This is a genomic window from Rhodospirillum centenum SW (assembly GCF_000016185.1).
In the GTDB taxonomy this organism is placed as follows: domain Bacteria; phylum Pseudomonadota; class Alphaproteobacteria; order Azospirillales; family Azospirillaceae; genus Rhodocista; species Rhodocista centena.
Genome location: NC_011420.2, coordinates 3126716 through 3144608, shown reverse-complemented (window position 1 = coordinate 3144608; position 17893 = coordinate 3126716). Strand labels below are relative to the sequence as shown.

The following is a 17893-nucleotide window of genomic DNA, read 5'->3' as shown; positions in this document are numbered from 1 at the left end:
CCGCGGCGCCGGAACGGTGCCGCGGGGGGCCGCCAGCCGGGATCAGGCGGCCTTGATGGCGGCGAGGAAGCGTTCGACCTCCTGCTTGAGGGATTCGGACTGCCGGGCCAGGTCGCCGGCGGCGCCCAGCACCTGGGTGGCGGCGGCGCCGGCCTGGCCGGTCACCTGCGTCACCTGACCGATGTTGGCGGACACCTCCTGCGTGCCGGCCGCGGCCTGGGTCACGTTGCGGCTGATCTCGTTGGTCGAGGCGCCCTGCTGCTCCATCGCCGCGGCGATGGTGGCGGAGATGCCGTTGACCTCCTCGATGATGGTGCCGATCGCCTGGATCGCGGTGGAGGTCTCGGCCGACACCTTCTGCACGGCGGAGATCTGGGCGGCGATCTCCTCCGTCGCCTTGGCGGTCTGGCCGGCGAGGTTCTTCACCTCGCTGGCGACGACGGCGAAGCCCTTGCCCGCTTCGCCGGCGCGGGCGGCCTCGATGGTGGCGTTCAGCGCCAGCAGGTTGGTCTGCGCCGCGATCGCCTGGATCAGGGTCACGACCTCGCCGATCTTCTGCGTCGCGGCGGTCAGGCCCTCGACCGTGACGTTCGTTTCCTGCACGCTCTGCGCGGCCCGCTGGGCCACGCCCTTGGCACGGTTGACCTGCCGGTTGATCTCCTGGATGGAGGAGGCCATCTCCTCCGTCGCCGCGGCGACGGTCTGCACGTTGGCCGTGGTCTGCTCCGCGGCCGAGGCGGCGGACGTGGCCTGACGGCTGGTCTCCTCGGCGATGGCGGCCATGCTCTGGGCGGTGGCGTCCAGTTCGGTGGCGGCGGCGGAGACGGCGCGCAGCGATTCGCTGGAGGTGCCGTCGAAGGCCTGGACGAGGGAATCCACCCGCGCGGCGCGGGCGGCCTTGGCCTTCTCCTCCGCCTTCTGGGCGGCGCTCAGGCGCTCGGCCTCGATCAGCCCGTCCTTGAAGACCTGCACGGCGCGGGCCATGGCGCCGATCTCGTCCTTGCGGTCGGTGCCGTCCACGGCCGCCGTCAGCTCACGGCGGCTGAGCCGGTTCATCGTGTCGGTCAGGCGCAGCGTCGGCCCGGCCACGGTGGCGACGGTCGTGAGGCCCGCGGCCACGGCAAGACCGGCGGCGATGATCAGGGCGATGATGGTGCCGGCCATGGCGCTGCCGGTCGCGTTGACGATCATGACGCCCGCGTCCTTGCCGTCGCGTTCGTTGATCCCGACCGCCTCTTCCAGGGCCGTGATGGCTTCTTCGATGGCGATGCGGGACGGCCCGTTGTAGATCGCCAGCAGTTCGGCGCGCTTGCCGTCGCGCAGCAGCGTCTCGATCTCCGCCGCCATCGGCAGGAACCGGGCCCAGGCCCGGTCGAACTTCCCGAACGCCTCCCGTTCGCTGGTGATCAGGGCCTCGTAGGCCTGTCGGCCGGCGGCGATCTCCGTGATCTGGCTGGCCAGAAGCTCCTTGCGCTCGGCAATGACCTCCGGGTCGGTGTTCAGCAGCATCGCCGCCTGATGGCGGCGGTAGTTGAGCACCCCCTTGAGGATGCCGTTGCTGCCGACCACCGAGGGCAGCGAGTTGCCCGCCACCACGTCAGCCGCCCGGCTGATCGTGCTGAGCTGAGCCAGCCCGAACCCGCCGAGAGCCAGGGTCACCAGCAGGACCAGCCCGAAAGCGGCGAAGATTCGGACGCGTATGGATATATCGACCAGACGTGGCATGGGCATTCCTCCATTCCGGTGACCAGGAAGCGATCACCTGGAACGAGCTTAGAATGCAGGCGAATTCGAAGAAAATGCCGAACTTCAATAAACGACCATCGTTGACGAGATAAAACAGCGCGCTGCCCCAATTCAGGGCGCGCATTTCCACGCAATGAGCATTCTAACATTCATTAGTATGCTAATAATTGGCCATGTGAATATTATGTATTAGCGATTAATTATTGATAACTTGTTAACAAGCCCTGCCCAAGGCGCACAGGAGCGCAGCCGACCGGGCCTGATGTTTCAGGCATGGCGACCGGCTCATGCGGCACCGGAGGACTCCGCCCCGACGACGGCCGACGGAACAGAGCGCCGGGAGATGCCCAAGGGGGCACCCGCCCGCGGAACAGAACGCAGAAAGGGGGGGATCAGGCGGGAAGGCGGATCGGCAGCCGGCCCGACGGGCCGGTCAGGCGGCGACGTGCGGCGAGGCGCCGAGTTCGATCTAAATTAGCCTAGCCATCCAACCAAGCATGCTTAGTCATCACCGCTAGCCAAAATATTAGCTCGATGATGCCAATAGGAAAACTGCATGGCAAGCCTTCGGTCGACTACGATTCCGGCAGCGTCCCATTTTCTGACGTATTCAGTGACATCGATTTCATCTCCAAGAGCTTTTTTCAACTCACTAAGAAAGAGGTTTCCGTCGACGATAGACGTCAGAACTCTGTAGTTATCCTCTTCGAAGTCACCCGGCCCTCGATCACTAAAAGGCGCATAGGCCCGCAGCAGCGCAACCGGAGCCGACGAGTCCGCCGCCACCCACTCCGAAAGCTCCAGACGGAAAGTGTTCAAAGCATCGGGGTCGAGATTGCGTCTCAGATGGCCGAAGACGACGCCCATCCAGTCCTTCGTAGCCTCCTCAAGCCGTCCCTCCCGTGCCGCCGAGATCGTTCTCTTGTGGAGAATGGCGAGTGCCGGGACTTGGCGGTCATGCGTCAACCATCCGCCCTCACCCCCGTCCGGCAGCGACCGTTCTAGCACATAAACGGGGAAGAGTAGGCAGGGTCCCTCGGCGATCTCGATCAGGAGTGCATCCTGGTCGTCCGGAGGCAAACGAGCCAACAGTTGCGAAACAAGGATGGCAGCTTGCCTGAACTCGAAGTCTCCCATGAAAGTGGTCAGTATGATCCGTATCTCGGTGGAGGCTGCCGTCACGGCACGAACCAGTGAGGGAACTGCTTCTATGGCAAGGACTTCCTCACGATGCCTCAGCTTCCGGATAAAGATTGCAGTAGCTCCGTTGCGGATCGCGGTCAGGAGAGAGTCCTGGATGGCCCCCCCTTGTGCTGCATCATCTATGATCCCGTCGATCATTGCATCAGCGATGTCGCCCCGGGGTACGGCGTAGGTGAAGTAGCGACGGAAGTGGTCGGGAGAGCACACCCGCTGCTCGCGCGCCCTCCTCACCTGCCATTGGCTGCCATGGCCCCATCCTGAAAGCTGCGGGAACAGCACTTCCAGGAGATGGCGGCTCAACTGTTCAATGTCGCGTTCCGGAAGGTTCAACTCTTCCATAGCTTTTTGAAGACGGTTCTTCCGGCCTTCCTTGTTTCGGTCGTTGCTTTCGGAAAGAAAAATGTCCTGATTGTCGCGAATGAACTCATAAAGATTAGGTATAAAGACCCGGACTGCTTCAATCAGTATCTGGTCGCCTACATGTACCTCTCCCTTCAGGACCGGTATCGCGAAGGTGAGCGCGTTGTCGAACAGCTTCGCCATGCGCGGTGTCTTCACGAAGCTCATCAGAGCCATGGTAATGGCCGTCGCAATGCGGCCCCCCTCCTCTGAGGGCAAAACGATGCCTGCGTCCTCCAGCACGCGGCCGCAGGTCTTGAACATCATCTCCCTGAGCGCGTTGCGGTCCGCCGGAGGTAGATGGAGCGGAACCTGCACGATCTTCTCGAGAAAACGACGGCCCGACGCGACATCGCCATTCCCGTAGGCTTCGCCAATCGAGGCGGCGACCATCTTGTCGTCGAACGCCAGCACGTAGGTGACCTTGGGAAAGTCGCCCGACAGCTTGACAAGGCGGAAGAGGGCCTGGACTTCCGCTCGCTCCAGCCTGTCGATGTCGTCGATGAAAACGACGATCCGCCTGTCCGAGACCTCCAACTTGTCTGAGACACCCCGCCTTACCTGCTCGAGGTCGCGGGTGAGGTGCTTGTCCACCGCCTTCGAGAGGGTTTCACCGTACACGGGAACGAACGATGCCAAGGTGCTGACCGCCTCCCCGGCCTTGTCAATGTCGACTAGAATCTCCTGCAAAGCCGCGACGAGCATATTCCAGAAGCTGTGCGCGATGCGGTCCCGATCCGCGCTGAACTGCCATGGATTGTAGTTGATTTGGACGATGTCTGACCTTGAGGAGAGGCGCGCACGGATCATGTTCAGGGTCGATGTCTTGCCATCGCCCCAGGGGCCGTAGACACCAATCACGAGCGATGACGGGTCGGACCGTGAAGCGATCACGTCCGCAATGCGCTCCGCGAAGCTACGCCGATCGAACAAATCTTCGTCGCCTGTTCGGATCGGACGGTCGACCTGCATCTCGACCCTCGGAAAGGGTGCTCGCGCGTTCCCAGAATCGGATCGCTTGGGCTCAGCCTTCAGGCGAGCAACGAGCCTTTCGAGCAGACGTATGGCGAGTTTCCGCATGCGGACGCGCAGTCCTCGAACTCCAACAGAGTTGCCATTGTCGTCCGTCGCCAGGACTTAAAAACAATAGATTGATTATCAGCGACCATGATTCCGACTGAAGTCACACATGCCACAACATCGAACCAACTCCGCTCCATCTTAAGAAACCACCATTAAAGTATTAGCTTATCAAGATGAGAGCATGAATGTTCTCCTGGGCATCCCGCTCCAATCCTACGAATTTAATCGATCGTCCGAAGCAGTATGTCAGGCAATACCACAGCCCCCTCACACGTCCAGGTTCGCCACCTTCAGCGCGTTCTCCTGGATGAAGTCGCGGCGGGGTTCGACGAGGTCGCCCATCAGGGTGCTGAAGACCTCCTCGGCCTCGTCGGCGTGGGAGACCTTGACCTGGAGCAGGGTGCGGTTGGCCGGGTCCAGGGTGGTTTCCCAGAGCTGGTCCGGGTTCATCTCGCCCAGCCCCTTGTAGCGCTGGATGGCGAGGCCGGCGCGGCCCTGTTCGATCACCGCGTCCATCAGGCCGGCCGGGCCGGCCACGGCGGCCAGCCGCTTCACCCGGTGGGTCAGCACGCCCGGCGTGTCGTAGACGGCGCGCAGCGCCTCGGCCATGCCGTCCAGCCGGCGGGCCTCCACACTCTTCAGCAGATCGACGTCCAGCACATGGCGGTGGGTGACGCCGCGGCGGCGGCGGGCCAGCACATAGCCGCCCACCCCGTGCGGGCCGTCCTCGATCAGTTCCGCCGTCCAGCCGCCGGCCGGCACGCCGCCCGTGCTGGCGGTGCCGGTTCCGGTGGCGCCGGCTGCGCTGGCGCTGCCGGGGCTGCCGTCGCCCTCCGGTGCGGGGCCGCCGGACGCCTGGAGCGCCGCCGCGGCCTGCCGGACGGCGAGGTCGTTGAGGCGGCGGGCCACCTCCTCCGCCAGGGTGCGGGCGAGGTCGGGGTTGTCCAGCAGGCGGGACGACAGCGCCCCGCTGAGCGCCGCCTGTTCCACCACCTCGCGGCTGCCGGCCTTGCGGGCCAGGGTGGTCAGGGCGTGGCGGGCGACGCGGGCCTGTTCCACCAGGGCGCGCAGATCGTCGCCGCTGCGGGTGGTGCCGTCGCCCAGCGTGAAGGTCACGTCGTCCGTGCCCTGGGCGATCAGGTAGTCCTCAAGCTGGCGGTCGTCCTTCAGGTAGCGCTCCTTCGCCGTGCCGCGCTTCACGCGGTACAGCGGCGGCTGCGCGATGTAGAGGTAGCCGCGCTCGATCAGGGCCGGCATCTGCCGGTAGAAGAAGGTCAGCAGCAGGGTGCGGATGTGGGCGCCGTCCACGTCCGCGTCGGTCATGATGATGATCTTGTGGTAGCGGGCCTTGTCGGGGTCGAACTCCTCCCGCCCGATGCCGGTGCCCAGGGCCGCGATCAGGGTGCCGATCTCCGCCGAGGAGAGCATCTTGTCGAAGCGCGCCCGCTCCACGTTCAGGATCTTGCCGCGCAGCGGCAGGATGGCCTGGAACTGGCGCGAGCGCCCCTGCTTGGCGGAGCCGCCGGCGCTGTCGCCCTCGACGATGAACAGCTCGGAGAGCGCGGGGTCGCGCTCCTGGCAGTCGGCCAGCTTGCCGGGCAGGCTGGCCATGTCCAGGGCCCCCTTACGCCGGGTCAGCTCGCGCGCCCGGCGCGCGGCCTCACGCGCGGCGGCCGCCTCCACCACCTTGCCGACGATGCGGCGCGCATCCGCCGGGTGCTCCTCGAACCAGGTGGCGAGCGCGTCGGCCACCACCGTCTCGACCACCGGCCGGACCTCGGAGCTGACCAGCTTGTCCTTGGTCTGGCTGGAGAATTTCGGGTCCGGCACCTTCACGGAGAGGACGCAGGTCAGCCCCTCCCGCATGTCGTCGCCCGAGAGCGCCACCTTCTCCTTCTTCAGGATGCCGCTCTCTTCGGCGTACTTGTTGATGGTGCGGGTCAGCGCCGCGCGGAAGCCGGCCAGATGGGTGCCGCCGTCGCGCTGGGGGATGTTGTTGGTGAAGCACAGACAGCTCTCGTGGTAGCTGTCGTTCCACTGCAACGCCACCTCCACCGTCACGGTGGTGCCGAGGTCGGAGACCCGCTCCCCGCGCATGGCGATGGAGGGCTTGTGCAGCGCCGCCTTGGAGCGGTCGAGATACTGCACGAAGGCTTCGAGCCCGCCCTCGTAGAACAGTTCCGTCACCTTCGGCTCGACGCCGCGGGCATCGGTGAAGACCAGCAGCACGCCGGAATTGAGGAAGGCCAGCTCGCGGAAGCGGTGTTCCAGCGTCTGGAAATCGAATTCCGTCTTCGTGAAAGTCTGCTTCGAGGGCAGGAAGGTGACCTCCGTCCCCGTCAGCGGCTGGCCGGCGCGCGGGCCGGACGCCACCACGGGCGCCGCCCCCACATCCGCCAGCGGGGCCACGGCGTCGCCGTGGCGGAAGGTCATCTCCCACACCCGGCCCTTGCGCCAGACGCGCAGGAAGAGGGTTTCGGAGAGCGCGTTGACGACGGAGACGCCGACGCCGTGCAGACCGCCCGAGACCTTGTAGCTGTTCTGGTCGAACTTACCGCCGGCGTGGAGCTGGGTCATGATGACCTCCGCCGCGGAGACGCCCTCTCCCGGGTGGATGTCCACCGGGATGCCGCGCCCGTTGTCCCGCACGGTGACGGAGCCGTCGGCGTTCAGCGTCACCTCCACCCGGTCGGCATAGCCGGCCAGGGCCTCGTCGATGGCGTTGTCCACCACCTCATAGACCATGTGATGCAGACCCGAGCCGTCATCGGTGTCGCCGATGTACATGCCGGGGCGCTTGCGCACCGCGTCCAGGCCCTTGAGGACCTTGATGGAGCTGGCGCCGTATTCCTCGGCGGCCGAAGCGGGCGGGGTATCGGGAAGAGCGTCCTGTGCCATCGCGGGAGTTTACCAGATCGGGCGGGAAAGACGTCTGAAAAGAGGGCGGACCATACTAGATTTTGGCGGGGGCGAGACGGGAATCCTCCACCCGCACATGGCTGGCCGCGGCCCCCAGCTCGGCGAAGACCTGGGCGTCGGTGCCGGTCATCCAGGCCTGCGACCCCGTCGCCAGGATCTCCGCGAACAGGGCGGCGCGGCGGTCGGCGTCCAGATGCGCCGCCACCTCGTCCAGCAGCAGCAGCGGGGCCGTGCCGGTCTCGGCCTTCATCAGCCGGGCGTTCGCCAGCACGATGGCGATCAGCAGCGCCTTCTGCTCGCCGGTGCTGCCCCGCTCGGCCGGCATCTCCTTGGCCCGACAGGTGACGCAGAGGTCGCTGCGGTGCGGGCCGATGGCCGCGCCGCCCGCCTCGGCGTCGCGGCGGCGGCTGTCGCGCAGGGTGCGGCGCAGCGCATCCTCCGCCGCCAGCGCGGGACCGGCGGCGACCAGATCGTCCACCCCGCCCGCCATGGCCATGCCGGGAGCGGGGAACGGCCCCACCCCCAGGGCCGCGGCGGCGGCCAGCCGCGCCACCATGTCGGCCCGGGCCGCGGCGACGGCGACGCCCAGCGTCGCCATGCGGTCCTCCAGGGTGGTGAGCCAGGCCGGATCGGCCGGCCCCTCGCGCAGCAGCCGCGCCCGCTCGCGCAGGGCGGCCTCGTACTGCGACAGGCGGCCGGCGTGGGCGGGATCGAAGCCGAACACCAGCCGGTCCAGGAAGCGCCGGCGGCCGGACGCCGCCTCCAGGAACAGCCGGTCCATCTGCGGCGTCAGCCAGACGACGGCGACATGCCGGGCCAGCGCGATCTGCCCCTTGGCCGCGCGCCCGTCGATCTGCACCAGCCGGCGCTCGCTCTCCGGGCCGGCGGCGGGATCGCGGCCGGTGCCGATCTCCACCGGGCCGGCCGGGGTCTCCAGCGTGGCGGCGACGGCCCAGCCGGGACCGGCCCAGCCCTCCGCCGGGCCGGTCCGCTCGATCTCCGCCAGCCGGGCGCGGCGCAGGCCGCGGCCGGGGGCGAGGAAGCTGACCGCCTCCAGCAGGTTGGTCTTGCCCGCCCCGTTCGGCCCGGTCAGCACGACCGGCCGCGCATCGCAGTCCAGCCGCGCCGTCAGGTAGGACCGGAAGCGGGTCACGGTCAGCCGGGTCACGGCGAGGCGGGCCGGCGTCCGGTCGGAAGACCGCGGGTCCGGGCTGGAAAGGACCGCAGGCGTCAAGACGGAATCCAGGATGAGCGGGCGGCCCGGTCAGGGGCCGGCGGACGGGCGGAATATGGGCGGAGCGGGCCGCGAAGGGAAGGCCGCCCGGGGGGCGGGGAGCGCCCCGGGCCGGGTGGTCCCCATGCCTGCGCCCCCATGCCCGCGCCCCTGCCTCTCACGGCCTCTGGAGGGACCGGCCCGGTCAGACCCGCATCGGCATCAGCACGTAGAGCGCGCTGGCGTCGGCCACGTCGCGCACCAGGGTGGGGCTGCCGGCATCGGCCATGGTGAAGCGGGCGCCCTCGCCCTCGATCTGCTGGGTGATGTCCAGCAGGTAGCGGCTGTTGAAGCCGATCTCCAGCGCCGGTGCGTCGTACACCACCTCCAGCTCCTCCGTCGCGGAGCCGGCCTCCGGCGAGGAGGCGGAGAGCGTCAGCACGCCCCGGTCGAGGCTGAGCTTCACCGCCCGCGACTTCTCCGTGGAGATGGTGGCGACGCGGTCCACGGCGCCCGCGAACAGGCGGGGATCGACCTCCAGCACCTTGTCGTTGCCGGTGGGGATGACCCGCTCATAGTCCGGGAAGGTGCCGTCGATCAGCTTCGAGGTCAGGGTGATGGCGTCGAAGGCGAAGCGCACCTTGGTGTCGCTGAGCTGCACCTCGATCCGGTCGGCCGCCTCGTCCAGCAGCTTGCGCACCTCCAGCACCGCCTTGCGCGGGATGATCACGCCGGGAATGCCGGCCGCCCCCTCGGGCAGCGGCATCTCCACCCGCGCCAGCCGGTGGCCGTCGGTGGCGACGGCGCGCAGCACCGGCGTCTCGCCCCCCGCCCCGCGCGCGGTCGAGGCGTGCAGGAAGATGCCGTTCAGGTAGTAGCGCGTCTCCTCCGTGCTGATGGCGAACCGGGTGCGGTCGATCAGCGCCTTGAGGTCGGCGGCCGAGAGCGAGAAGCGGTGGCCCATGTCGCCGCCGGACATGGCGGGGTAATCGTCCACCGGCAGGGTGCCCAGCTTGAACTGCGAGCGGCCCGAGCGCAGGGTCAGCATGTCGCCGGTGGAGTCCAGCTCCACCTGGCTGCCGTCGGGCAGCTTGCGGGCGATGTCATAGAGGGTGTGGGCGGGGGCCGTGGCGGAACCGGGGCGCGCGATGTCGGCCGGCACGGATTCCACGATCTCCAGATCCATGTCGGTCGCGGTCAGCGACAGCTCGCCGTTCTCGGCGCGCAGCATGACGTTGGAGAGGATCGGAATGGTGTTGCGCCGTTCGACGACGCTCTGCACATGCCCGAGGGATCGAAGAAGGGCCGCACGCTCGATCGTGATCTTCATCGCGGTATCGCGTTCCGTCTCTTTTTCCGCCTCGCGGCCGCCCGTGCGGGGCGTGCGTGCGCCGTCGGGTGCGGCGCGGCGGGTGTTGCACTTTCTCTCGCCTCCCCCGCGGAGGGCCGCCACCATAGCATAGACGGGGCGCGGGGACAGCGCTTCGTTAACCGCACGCCGGCAACCGCACGCCGACGACCGCGCGCCGACGACCGCGCGCCGACGACCGCGGCAGGGCGGCGGCGGCGGGAAAGCGGCGCGCAGGCACCGGACCCGCCGGGGACCCGCCGGGTGAACGGCGAAGACCTCAGCCATCCGCGCCAGCCCTCCCCCTCCTGCCGCAATGCAGCATGGGGCGGCCCCCGCCATATGCCGCCTGCGCCCCCGTCTTGGCGGGCGCCCCCGGACATGACCACCGAGGCACGCTCCCACGAACCAGGGCCCTGCCCCCAGGGGCCCCAAGGCAAGGATCATCCCGCCATGGCTGCACAGAACCAGACCGATGCCCGCACGTCCGCCGGCACGTCGCAGGCCGATACCCCGCGCGCCGGACAGTCACCGCAGCGCGACGGCGGCGATACCCGGCGCGACACCGCCTCCCGGCAGGAAACCGAGGACCGGCGCACCGCGGAGACCGCCCGGAACGACAGCGCCGAGGCGCTCGACAAGACCCGCCGGACGGCCCGGGAGGTGGCCGACCGCGTGGCCGACACCGGCCGCGATCTGGCCGATGGCGGCGCCACCATCGCCCAGCGCAACACGGAGACGACGCGGACGGCCGTCCGCTCAGCGACCGACGCCGGCTCGTCCGTGCTGCGCCAGGTCTCCGAGCAGATGAACCGGATGGTCGATCTCTCCACGCCCGAGGCACGGGACGCGGTGGAGCGGACCTCGCGCAACATGCGGGTCGTCGCCCGCTGCGGCACGGCCGTCGCCGAGCGGTCGCAGCCGATCGTCCAGGAACTGGTCGCCTACTCGCAGCAGGCCGCCCAGGTCCAGCTCGATGCCCTGAACAGGATCAGCCGGGCCCGCTCCCCGGTCGAACTGGCCGCGGCCCAGGGCGAGTACCTGCGCACGGGGCTGGAGCTGTGGTTCCGCAGCGGCCGCCGCATCGGAGAGGAGATGCTCCGGCTCGGCGAGCAGGTGGAACAGGTGATCCGCGAGGAGGAACGGGCGGAGGAGCCCCGCACCGGCACGGCGGGCTGAGCCCGGGCTCCCCGCCGGACCCGCCCCGCCGGGAGCCTGGAACACCGGGTGCCCGGAACGCCGGGTATGCAGCCCGGCGTTCCGGTCCGGTCGGGTCAGAGCCGGTCCACCGTCAGCTCGAAGACGGTGCCGCCGTCGCTGTAGAGGCGGTGGCGGCCGCCGGCCTGCCGGACCAGGGCCTCGATCAGGGTCAGGCCGACAGAGCCGCTGCGGGGCGGTTCCGCGGCCAGGCCGGGACCGTCGTCGCGGATGCGCAGGAACAGGCCGTCCGCGCTCCCGTCGCCGGAAGCGTCCGCAGCATCGCTCCCGCCGGGCCGCAGGGTGATGCCGATGCGCCCGCCGCGGCCGGCGAAGGCATGCTTGAAGGCGTTGGAGACGACTTCCGACAGGATCAGGGCGAAGGGCACCGCCTTCATCGGGTCGATCTGCAGCGGCGTCAGGTCGAGGTCGAGCCCGATGCCCCGCTCCGCGGCGCCGTAGGCATCGGCGAGCGCGCCGGCCAGGCGCCGGATGTAGCCCGCCAGATCGACCCGGGCCACCGTGTCGGACTGGTACAGCACCTCGTGCAGCAGGCCGATCGACTGCAGGCGTTCCTGGGTGTCGGCGAAGGCGGTCCGCACCGCCGGATCGGTGAACCGGCCGGCCTGGATCATCAGCAGGCTGACCGTGACCTGGAGGTTGTTCTTCACCCGGTGATGGATGTCCCGCACCAGCAGGTCGCGCTCCGCAAGGGCGGCGGACAGGCGCCGACCGGCGGCCTCCGCCTCCTCCAGGGCGCGCTCCTCGCGCGCGGCCAGCCGCAGCCCGACGATGCCGAGCCCGGCCGTGACGGCGGCGATCAGGCCCAGCAGCGCCACGCTCCAGCCCAGGCTGACGCGGACGGGGGCCAGCACCTCGGCCATGGGCAGGCTGGCTGCCACCACCACGGGCCAGCGCTCCAGCCGCCGCCAGGAGACCATCACCTCCCCGCCCGCCCGCGGCGGGGTGAAGACGGCCGTGCCCTGCGCCTCCGTCAGGACGGCGGGGGGCAGCAGGTCCGCCGCCGTCAGGCCGAGCTGGTCCGCGGTCAGCCCGGTGCGGGCGATCAGCCGGCCGTCCTCGCCGACCAGGGAGAGCACCAGCCCGCGGCCGACATCGCTGCCCAGCGAGACATCCTGGATGAAGGCGGGGCGCACGGCGACCTGCACGATGCTGTCCAGCGCCCCGTCCCCGCTCCGCACGGCGCGGGTGTAGGTGAACAGGATCTCGTGCGTCATGCGGCTGAGGATGGCCGCGCCGATATAGCTGTCCCGGCCTTCCCGGGCATGGGCCCGGAACCAGGAGCGGTCGGACAGATCGGCGCCGGGCGGAACCTCCCAGGCCGAGCCCGCGACCGGCCGGCCCGCGGGATCCACGATCATCAGATAGTCGTTGTTGGCGGTGCGGGCGGACAGACCGCGCAGGAAGCGGACCGTTTCCGGCCGGCCGGCCAGCATCTTCGCCCCGCCCCGGGCCGTGACATGCTCCACCACGTCCTCGACCACCAGTTCGTTCACGTCGAAGGTCCGGGCGGCGTATTCCTCCAGCACATGCGCCATGTCACGGGTGGCGGCGGCCCCGTGCTCCAGGGCCTGACCGTATTCGTACCAGAGGAAGGCCGCGCGGCTGGTGACGGCGGCGATCATGAAGAACGCGGCGGTCGCGCAGATGAGATGCCTTGTCCGCCAGCGCCGATGTTCCATCAGGGATGTGTTCCGTCAGAACGGAGGGTCCGTTTAGACCAACGGCGAAGCCGGCGTCAATCAAACCGACAGAGAGAGCACAAATGACACAACCCGAAAGAGAGGATTAACCGGATCGGATCGGCCTGTCATCTGGTCTTATCCACGACGACTTCGATCTGACCGGGGCGGAGCCCGGCCAGCAGGGCCAGCCGACGCCGCAGCGGTGCCAGTTCCCGCCGGGCCAGCGTCTCCAGCGGCTGCACGGTGACGCACCAGCCCGCGGCGGTGCGCCGGTGCGTCCAGGTCGCCACCACCCGGCCCTGGCGCAGCACCACGGCGCTGATCCAGCCGGCCGTGCGGTAGACCGCCTTGCGGTGGCGGTCGTCCAGATACTGTCCGGTGTCGGCATGGGCCAGCAGCCAGGGGTCGAACAGGGGCAGGGCCGTCAGGTGGCCGGGCTCCGGCTCGGCCGTGCGCAGCGCCGCCTCGTCCGCGGCCAGAACGAAGGCGCGGCGCCCGGCCAGATCGACGGGCAGCAGCTCCGGCCCCAGATCGGCGAAGGCCTGCGGCACCGCCGCGCCCGGCAGGCCGGTGAACTTGCGGAAGTCGCCGACCCCGGCCGGACCGTAGACAGCGAGGTAGCGGCGCAGCAGCGCCGCCATGGCGACCCGCCCCTCCGGCACGGGCGGCAAATCCACCCAGCGCGGCAGGCTGACGAACAGCGCCTCCACCCCCGCCTCGCCCTCGGTCCGGGCGGGGCCGTGGCAGACATGGCCGAGCGCCGCGGCCAGCTTGATGATGCCGCCCCAGCTGTGCTCCAGCCAGGGCTGCGCCCATGCGCCCAGCCGCGGGGTGAGCAGACGGGACAGGTCCATCCGGCTGTGCGGTCCCGCCGCCACCGCCTCGGCCACGGCGGTGACCAGCCGGTCCACCTGGTCGGGCTCCAGCCCCTCCCGCGCGTACCAGCGATGGTAGCCGCCGGCGTAGAGGCGGCGCAGGGCCAGGATCAGCCCGAGATCGTCCCGCGCCGTCAGGTGCAGGGTGGAGCGCTGCGCCCACAGCCTGACCAGGGTGCGGTCGGTGTAGAGCGCCCGGTCCAGCACGGCGTCGGGGAAGCCCGCGGTGCGGGCGCGGAGCTGGAGCACGGCCGCCGACTGCACCTGCGCCTGCGCCCCCAGCAGCGTCCGCGCCACGCTGACGGGATCATCGGCGGGCAGCACCAGATGCTGGCGGGCGAGGCGGAAGGCGAGCGCCTGCGGCAGCCCGACGGCGAGAGGGACGCCCGTTGGTAAAACCGGGGCCGGGGCCGGAGGGGCGTCATCGGAGATGTCGGGATCGGACATGCCAGGATGTTGCCTGTCCGTTCCGGTTCTGGCAAGCCGCCGCAGCCGGTGCGGCAACCTTGAAATGCGAAAGCCGGCAGGCCAGAATCCGGCCGTCATGTCGGTATTCCGCTCCAGGCACCGGGTTCCGGTTCCATCGCCTGGGCCGTACCCGGGGAGAGGCCGTGCTGCGGACATCGTGGCTGCAAACCGCGCCGAGGGAGGTGGCCCTGCGGGTCACCGCCATCTATGTGGTGGTCGGCGCGCTCTGGATCGTCGGGTCGGACTACGCGGCCGGGACGCTGCTGGCCCACATCGTGGCCCCGGATCTGGTGCAGACGGTCAAGGGGCTGTTCTTCGTCGCCGTCTCCGCCGGATTCCTGTTCCTGGCCGTGCGCCACTGGGTGGGGCAGATCGCCGACCGCTCCTCCGCCGCGCTGGCCGAGACGATCCGGGCCGAGCACGCGCAGGAGCGGGCCCGGCTGGAGGCGGAGGCGCTGGCCCGCGCCAAGTCGCAGTTCATGGCCAGCATCAGCCACGAGCTGCGCACCCCGCTGAACGCCGTGATCGGCTTCGCCGAGCTGATGGAGACCATGGCCGGGCAGATGACGCCGGACCAGATCCGCGACTATGCCGGGGAGATCGGCGTCGGCGGCCGCGGACTGCTGGCCCTGGTGCAGGACATCACCGCCGTGGCCGAGGCCGATGCCGGCCAGCGCATGCGGATCGAGTCGGTCAACCTGCTGGAGGAAGTGGAGCGGACCCTGCGGCTGGCCGTCTCCCGGCATACGGCCGAGCGCCGCCCCGTGACCGTCCACATCGACCCGGACACGGTGCTGCGGACGGACGGGACGGCGCTGCGCCAGATCCTGTTCGCGCTGATGGACAACGCCATCCGGCACACGCCGATGGGCACCGCCGTCACGGTTTCGGCCGCGGCGACCCCGGGCGGTGTCATGCTGGTGGTGGAGGATACCGGCCCCGGCCTGCCGGCGGAGGTGCTGGCCCGGCTGGGCGAGCCGTTCCTGCGCGGCGGCGACCCCCTGATCGCGGGGCGCGGGCTGGGGCTGGGGCTCTATCTCGTCTGCCGGCTGTCGCGCCAGCTCGGCGGCGGACTGCAGGGCGGCAACCGGCCGGGCGGCGGGGCACGGCTGACCGTGGTGCTGCCGGACGGGCCGGCCGGCACGCTGCTGAGCCCGCCGCCACCGGCGATCCCGCCGACGCTCTAGCCCACGGCGGGCAGGGCCGGGGCAGAAGCGGCGGGCCGGCCGGCCGCGTCAGCCCTCCAGCATGCGGCGCAGCAGTTCCACGTCCTCGGCGAAGGCCGGATCGGTGCCGCACAGCTCCTCCACCTTGCGCACGGCGTGCATCACGGTGGTGTGGTCGCGGTCGCCGAACTTGCGGCCGATCTCCGGCAGGGAGCGCTGGGTGAGCTGCTTGGCGAGGTACATCGCCACCTGCCGCGGCCGGGCCACGGCCCGGGCCCGGCGGGCGCTGCTCATGTCGGAGAGGCGGATGTTGAAATGCTCCGCCACCTTCTTCTGGATTTCCTCGATCGTCACGCGGCGGTTGCTGGCGCGCAGCAGGTCGTGCAGCACCTCCTGCGTGGATTCCAGCGTGATGGCGCGGCCGACCAGTTCGGCATGGGCGACGATGCGGTTCAGCGCCCCTTCCAGTTCGCGCACGTTGCTGGTGATCTTGTGGGCCAGGAATTCCAGCACCTTCTGGGGGATCTTGGCCCCCATCTGGTCCGCCTTCTGCTGCAGGATGCCCAGGCGCAGCTCGTAGGTGGTGGGGTGGATGTCCGCCACCAGCCCCCAGCCCAGGCGGGAGCGCAGCCGTTCCTCCATCCCCTCCAGGTCCGACGGACTCTTGTCGGCGGAGATGATGACCTGCCGGTTCTGGTCCACCAGGGCGTTGAAGGTGTGGAAGAACTCCTCCTGCGTGGAGTCCTTGCCGCTGATGAACTGCACGTCGTCGATCATCAGCACGTCCACGGAGCGGAACTGCTCCTTGAACGCCATGGTGTCCTTGAAGCGCAGCGCCCGGATGAACTGGTACATGAACTTCTCGGCGGACAGGTAGATCACCCGCCGCGAGGGGTCCTTCCTGCGGATGTGCCAGGCGATGGCGTGCATCAGGTGGGTCTTGCCGAGGCCGACCCCGCCGTAGAGGAACAGCGGGTTGAAGGTCACGGCGGAGGCGTCGGCCACCCGGCGGGCGGCGGCGAAGGCCAGCTCGTTCGGCTTGCCGACGACGAAATTCTCGAAGGTGAAGCGGGGATCGAGCGGGGCGGACAGGTCCTCCCGCTCCTCTGCCCCGCCGACGGCGGCCACGGGGGCGGGCTCCGCCTCGGCGTAGGCCGGGGCGGACGGGGCCACGGCCGCTGCGGCGCCGTCGAGCGCCGGCTCGGCGACGGCGCGCGCCCGGGACCGGGCGGGGGCCGGGCCGGAAGCGGGCGCCCGGGTCTCGGGTGCCCGGATCTCGGATGCCCGGATCTCGGATGCAGGGGGCTCGGATGCCCGGGTCTCGGACTTCTGGCTGGTGGCGACGACGATCTCCACCGACTGGACGCCGGGATTCTCACCGGACCAGAGGGCGCGGATGCGGTCGGCGTAGTGGGTCCTGATCCAGTCGCGCATGAAGCGCGTGGGCACCATGATGCGGACCTGCCCGCCGTCGAAATCCCCGACCGTCAGAGGCTTCAGCCAGCTCCGGTAGGCGGTTTCCCCGACTTCGTCCTTGAGCCGCCCGCGGACCTTGGCCCATTGCTGATCGAGCGATCCCTGCTGAACCGACATCTACACCGCTCCCGCCAGTCCCCTGCCCCGCCCGCCGCGCCAGGAGCGCGCCGGACCGGAGCATCCTACCCGTGCCCCGATACGCAAACGTCAAACCCCGCTGTGACGGTCCCGGCCGGGGTCCGCCCCATGGGATCGCAGCCCTGTCAGTTGCCGACCGGCCACACGATGAAAAGCAATCCGCCCCAGAGTCATACAGACGAACCAAAACCCTTCCCGGCGCCCTTTTTGCAAGGGACGTTGGGTATCCGTGAATACATCTGTAATTCAGAGGAAGAGTGGGATCGCCAGAACTTCAGGATGAAGCCGAATGATCATTCCAGGTCTGCTTCCCAGCCCTTCAGCACAGAAGAGACGAAGGATTTTCTTCGCTTGCGTTTAGCCCCTTCGCGCGTCGGGAGATGCTAGTCGCCCGGCTCCGGACTCGCAACAGGATCGAAAAGGGAACGGCATAAAAAGCAAAAATCGTGCGCCCGGCGGCGGAGTCGCGGACATGCCGGGACTCGCGGCCGGGGCGGCGGAACCTTGCCGCCGCCATGCGGGCACAACAAAGGCCGCGCAGCGCAGGACTGCGCGGCCGTCGCCGGGACGGACCCGGTCCGCCGGAGCAGGGGATCAGGCGCCGAGCGCCTTGATCCGCTGGTTCAGGCGGGAGAGCTTGCGCGAGACCGTGTTGCGGTGCAGGACGCCCTTGGTGGCGCCGCGCATCAGCTCGGGCTGGGCCTCACGGAAGGCCTCATTGGCCGCCGCCTTGTCGCCGCTGGCGATCGCCAGCTCGACCTTCTTCACGAAGGTGCGGATACGGCTGATGCGCGCCCGGTTGATCTCGGTGCGCTTCTTGATCTGACGGATACGCTTTTCAGCGGACTTATGATTTGCCATAGGAGACCCTTCGCGGACACGCCGGTGCCGTTGGAAGCGGCGCTTATAGTTCGGGGACAGGGTGCGCGTCAAGCGAGTCAGAGCGGGGGGCTGCG

General features: G+C 69.3%; 11 protein-coding genes. 2 read left to right on the top strand and 9 right to left on the bottom strand.

Translation table 11 applies throughout. From position 1 onward, the window contains the following. Nucleotides 1–42: 42 nt before the first annotated feature. From RC1_RS22555 to dnaN, 5 genes are all read right to left on the bottom strand, one after another. The gene (locus RC1_RS22555) at nucleotides 43–1731 is read right to left on the bottom strand and encodes a methyl-accepting chemotaxis protein (RefSeq protein WP_272912047.1); all 1689 of its coding nucleotides are present in this window, start codon (nucleotides 1729–1731) and stop codon (nucleotides 43–45) included. A 516-nt stretch (nucleotides 1732–2247) separates the two neighbouring features. Continuing rightward, nucleotides 2248–4320, bottom strand: a complete 2073-nt coding sequence (locus RC1_RS14645) for a KAP family P-loop NTPase fold protein (RefSeq protein ID WP_041785412.1) — start codon at nucleotides 4318–4320, stop codon at nucleotides 2248–2250. A gap of 378 nt (nucleotides 4321–4698) precedes the next feature. Further along, nucleotides 4699–7329: a DNA topoisomerase (ATP-hydrolyzing) subunit B gene (gyrB, locus tag RC1_RS14640; RefSeq protein ID WP_012568211.1), complete on the bottom strand. Its 2631-nt coding sequence runs from the start codon at nucleotides 7327–7329 to the stop codon at nucleotides 4699–4701. Between the two features lie 55 nt (nucleotides 7330–7384). Continuing rightward, nucleotides 7385–8518, bottom strand: coding sequence for a DNA replication/repair protein RecF (gene recF, locus RC1_RS14635; protein ID WP_012568210.1), 1134 nt, complete (start codon nucleotides 8516–8518; stop codon nucleotides 7385–7387). Nucleotides 8519–8768: 250 nt separating this feature from the next. Then, on the bottom strand, nucleotides 8769–9893 hold the full coding sequence (gene dnaN / locus RC1_RS14630; protein WP_012568209.1) for a DNA polymerase III subunit beta: 1125 nt from the start codon (nucleotides 9891–9893) through the stop codon (nucleotides 8769–8771). A 471-nt stretch (nucleotides 9894–10364) separates the two neighbouring features. On the opposite strand from dnaN, the gene RC1_RS21850 reads away from it, so the two are divergent. Next, nucleotides 10365–11090, top strand: coding sequence for a phasin family protein (locus tag RC1_RS21850; RefSeq protein WP_041785409.1), 726 nt, complete (start codon nucleotides 10365–10367; stop codon nucleotides 11088–11090). A gap of 95 nt (nucleotides 11091–11185) precedes the next feature. On the opposite strand, the gene RC1_RS20275 is transcribed toward RC1_RS21850, so the two are convergent. Further along, nucleotides 11186–12811 (bottom strand): sensor histidine kinase, encoded by a 1626-nt coding sequence (locus RC1_RS20275; RefSeq protein WP_012568207.1) that lies wholly within the window; start codon nucleotides 12809–12811, stop codon nucleotides 11186–11188. Between the two features lie 128 nt (nucleotides 12812–12939). After that, entirely contained in the window at nucleotides 12940–14136 is a 1197-nt protein-coding gene (locus RC1_RS14615) for a winged helix DNA-binding domain-containing protein (protein ID WP_041785408.1), read from the bottom strand. A gap of 164 nt (nucleotides 14137–14300) precedes the next feature. Here RC1_RS14615 and RC1_RS14610 point away from each other — a divergent pair, with 164 nt between their 5' ends. Then, nucleotides 14301–15344 carry a sensor histidine kinase gene (locus RC1_RS14610; RefSeq protein WP_012568204.1) on the top strand — a complete coding sequence of 348 codons (1044 nt, stop codon included), beginning with the start codon at nucleotides 14301–14303 and terminating at the stop codon, nucleotides 15342–15344. A gap of 48 nt (nucleotides 15345–15392) precedes the next feature. Here the strand turns inward: RC1_RS14610 and dnaA are convergent, their stop codons facing one another. Both dnaA and rpsT read right to left on the bottom strand, forming a co-directional pair. After that, a complete protein-coding gene (dnaA, locus tag RC1_RS14605) occupies nucleotides 15393–16916 on the bottom strand; it encodes a chromosomal replication initiator protein DnaA (RefSeq protein WP_012568203.1) in 1524 nt (507 codons plus the stop codon). Between the two features lie 615 nt (nucleotides 16917–17531). Beyond that, entirely contained in the window at nucleotides 17532–17798 is a 267-nt protein-coding gene (rpsT, locus tag RC1_RS14600; RefSeq protein ID WP_012568201.1) for a 30S ribosomal protein S20, read from the bottom strand. Between the last annotated feature and the right edge of the window lie 95 nt (nucleotides 17799–17893).

Coding starts and splice junctions, on each gene's coding strand:
- RC1_RS22555 (WP_272912047.1), bottom strand. CDS start 1,731: ATGCCCATGCCACGTCTGGTCGATATATCCATACGCGTCCGAATCTTC.
- RC1_RS14645 (WP_041785412.1), bottom strand. CDS start 4,320: ATGCAGGTCGACCGTCCGATCCGAACAGGCGACGAAGATTTGTTCGAT.
- gyrB (WP_012568211.1), bottom strand. CDS start 7,329: ATGGCACAGGACGCTCTTCCCGATACCCCGCCCGCTTCGGCCGCCGAG.
- dnaN (WP_012568209.1), bottom strand. CDS start 9,893: ATGAAGATCACGATCGAGCGTGCGGCCCTTCTTCGATCCCTCGGGCAT.
- RC1_RS21850 (WP_041785409.1), top strand. CDS start 10,365: ATGGCTGCACAGAACCAGACCGATGCCCGCACGTCCGCCGGCACGTCG.
- RC1_RS20275 (WP_012568207.1), bottom strand. CDS start 12,811: ATGGAACATCGGCGCTGGCGGACAAGGCATCTCATCTGCGCGACCGCC.
- RC1_RS14615 (WP_041785408.1), bottom strand. CDS start 14,136: ATGTCCGATCCCGACATCTCCGATGACGCCCCTCCGGCCCCGGCCCCG.
- dnaA (WP_012568203.1), bottom strand. CDS start 16,916: ATGTCGGTTCAGCAGGGATCGCTCGATCAGCAATGGGCCAAGGTCCGC.
- rpsT (WP_012568201.1), bottom strand. CDS start 17,798: ATGGCAAATCATAAGTCCGCTGAAAAGCGTATCCGTCAGATCAAGAAG.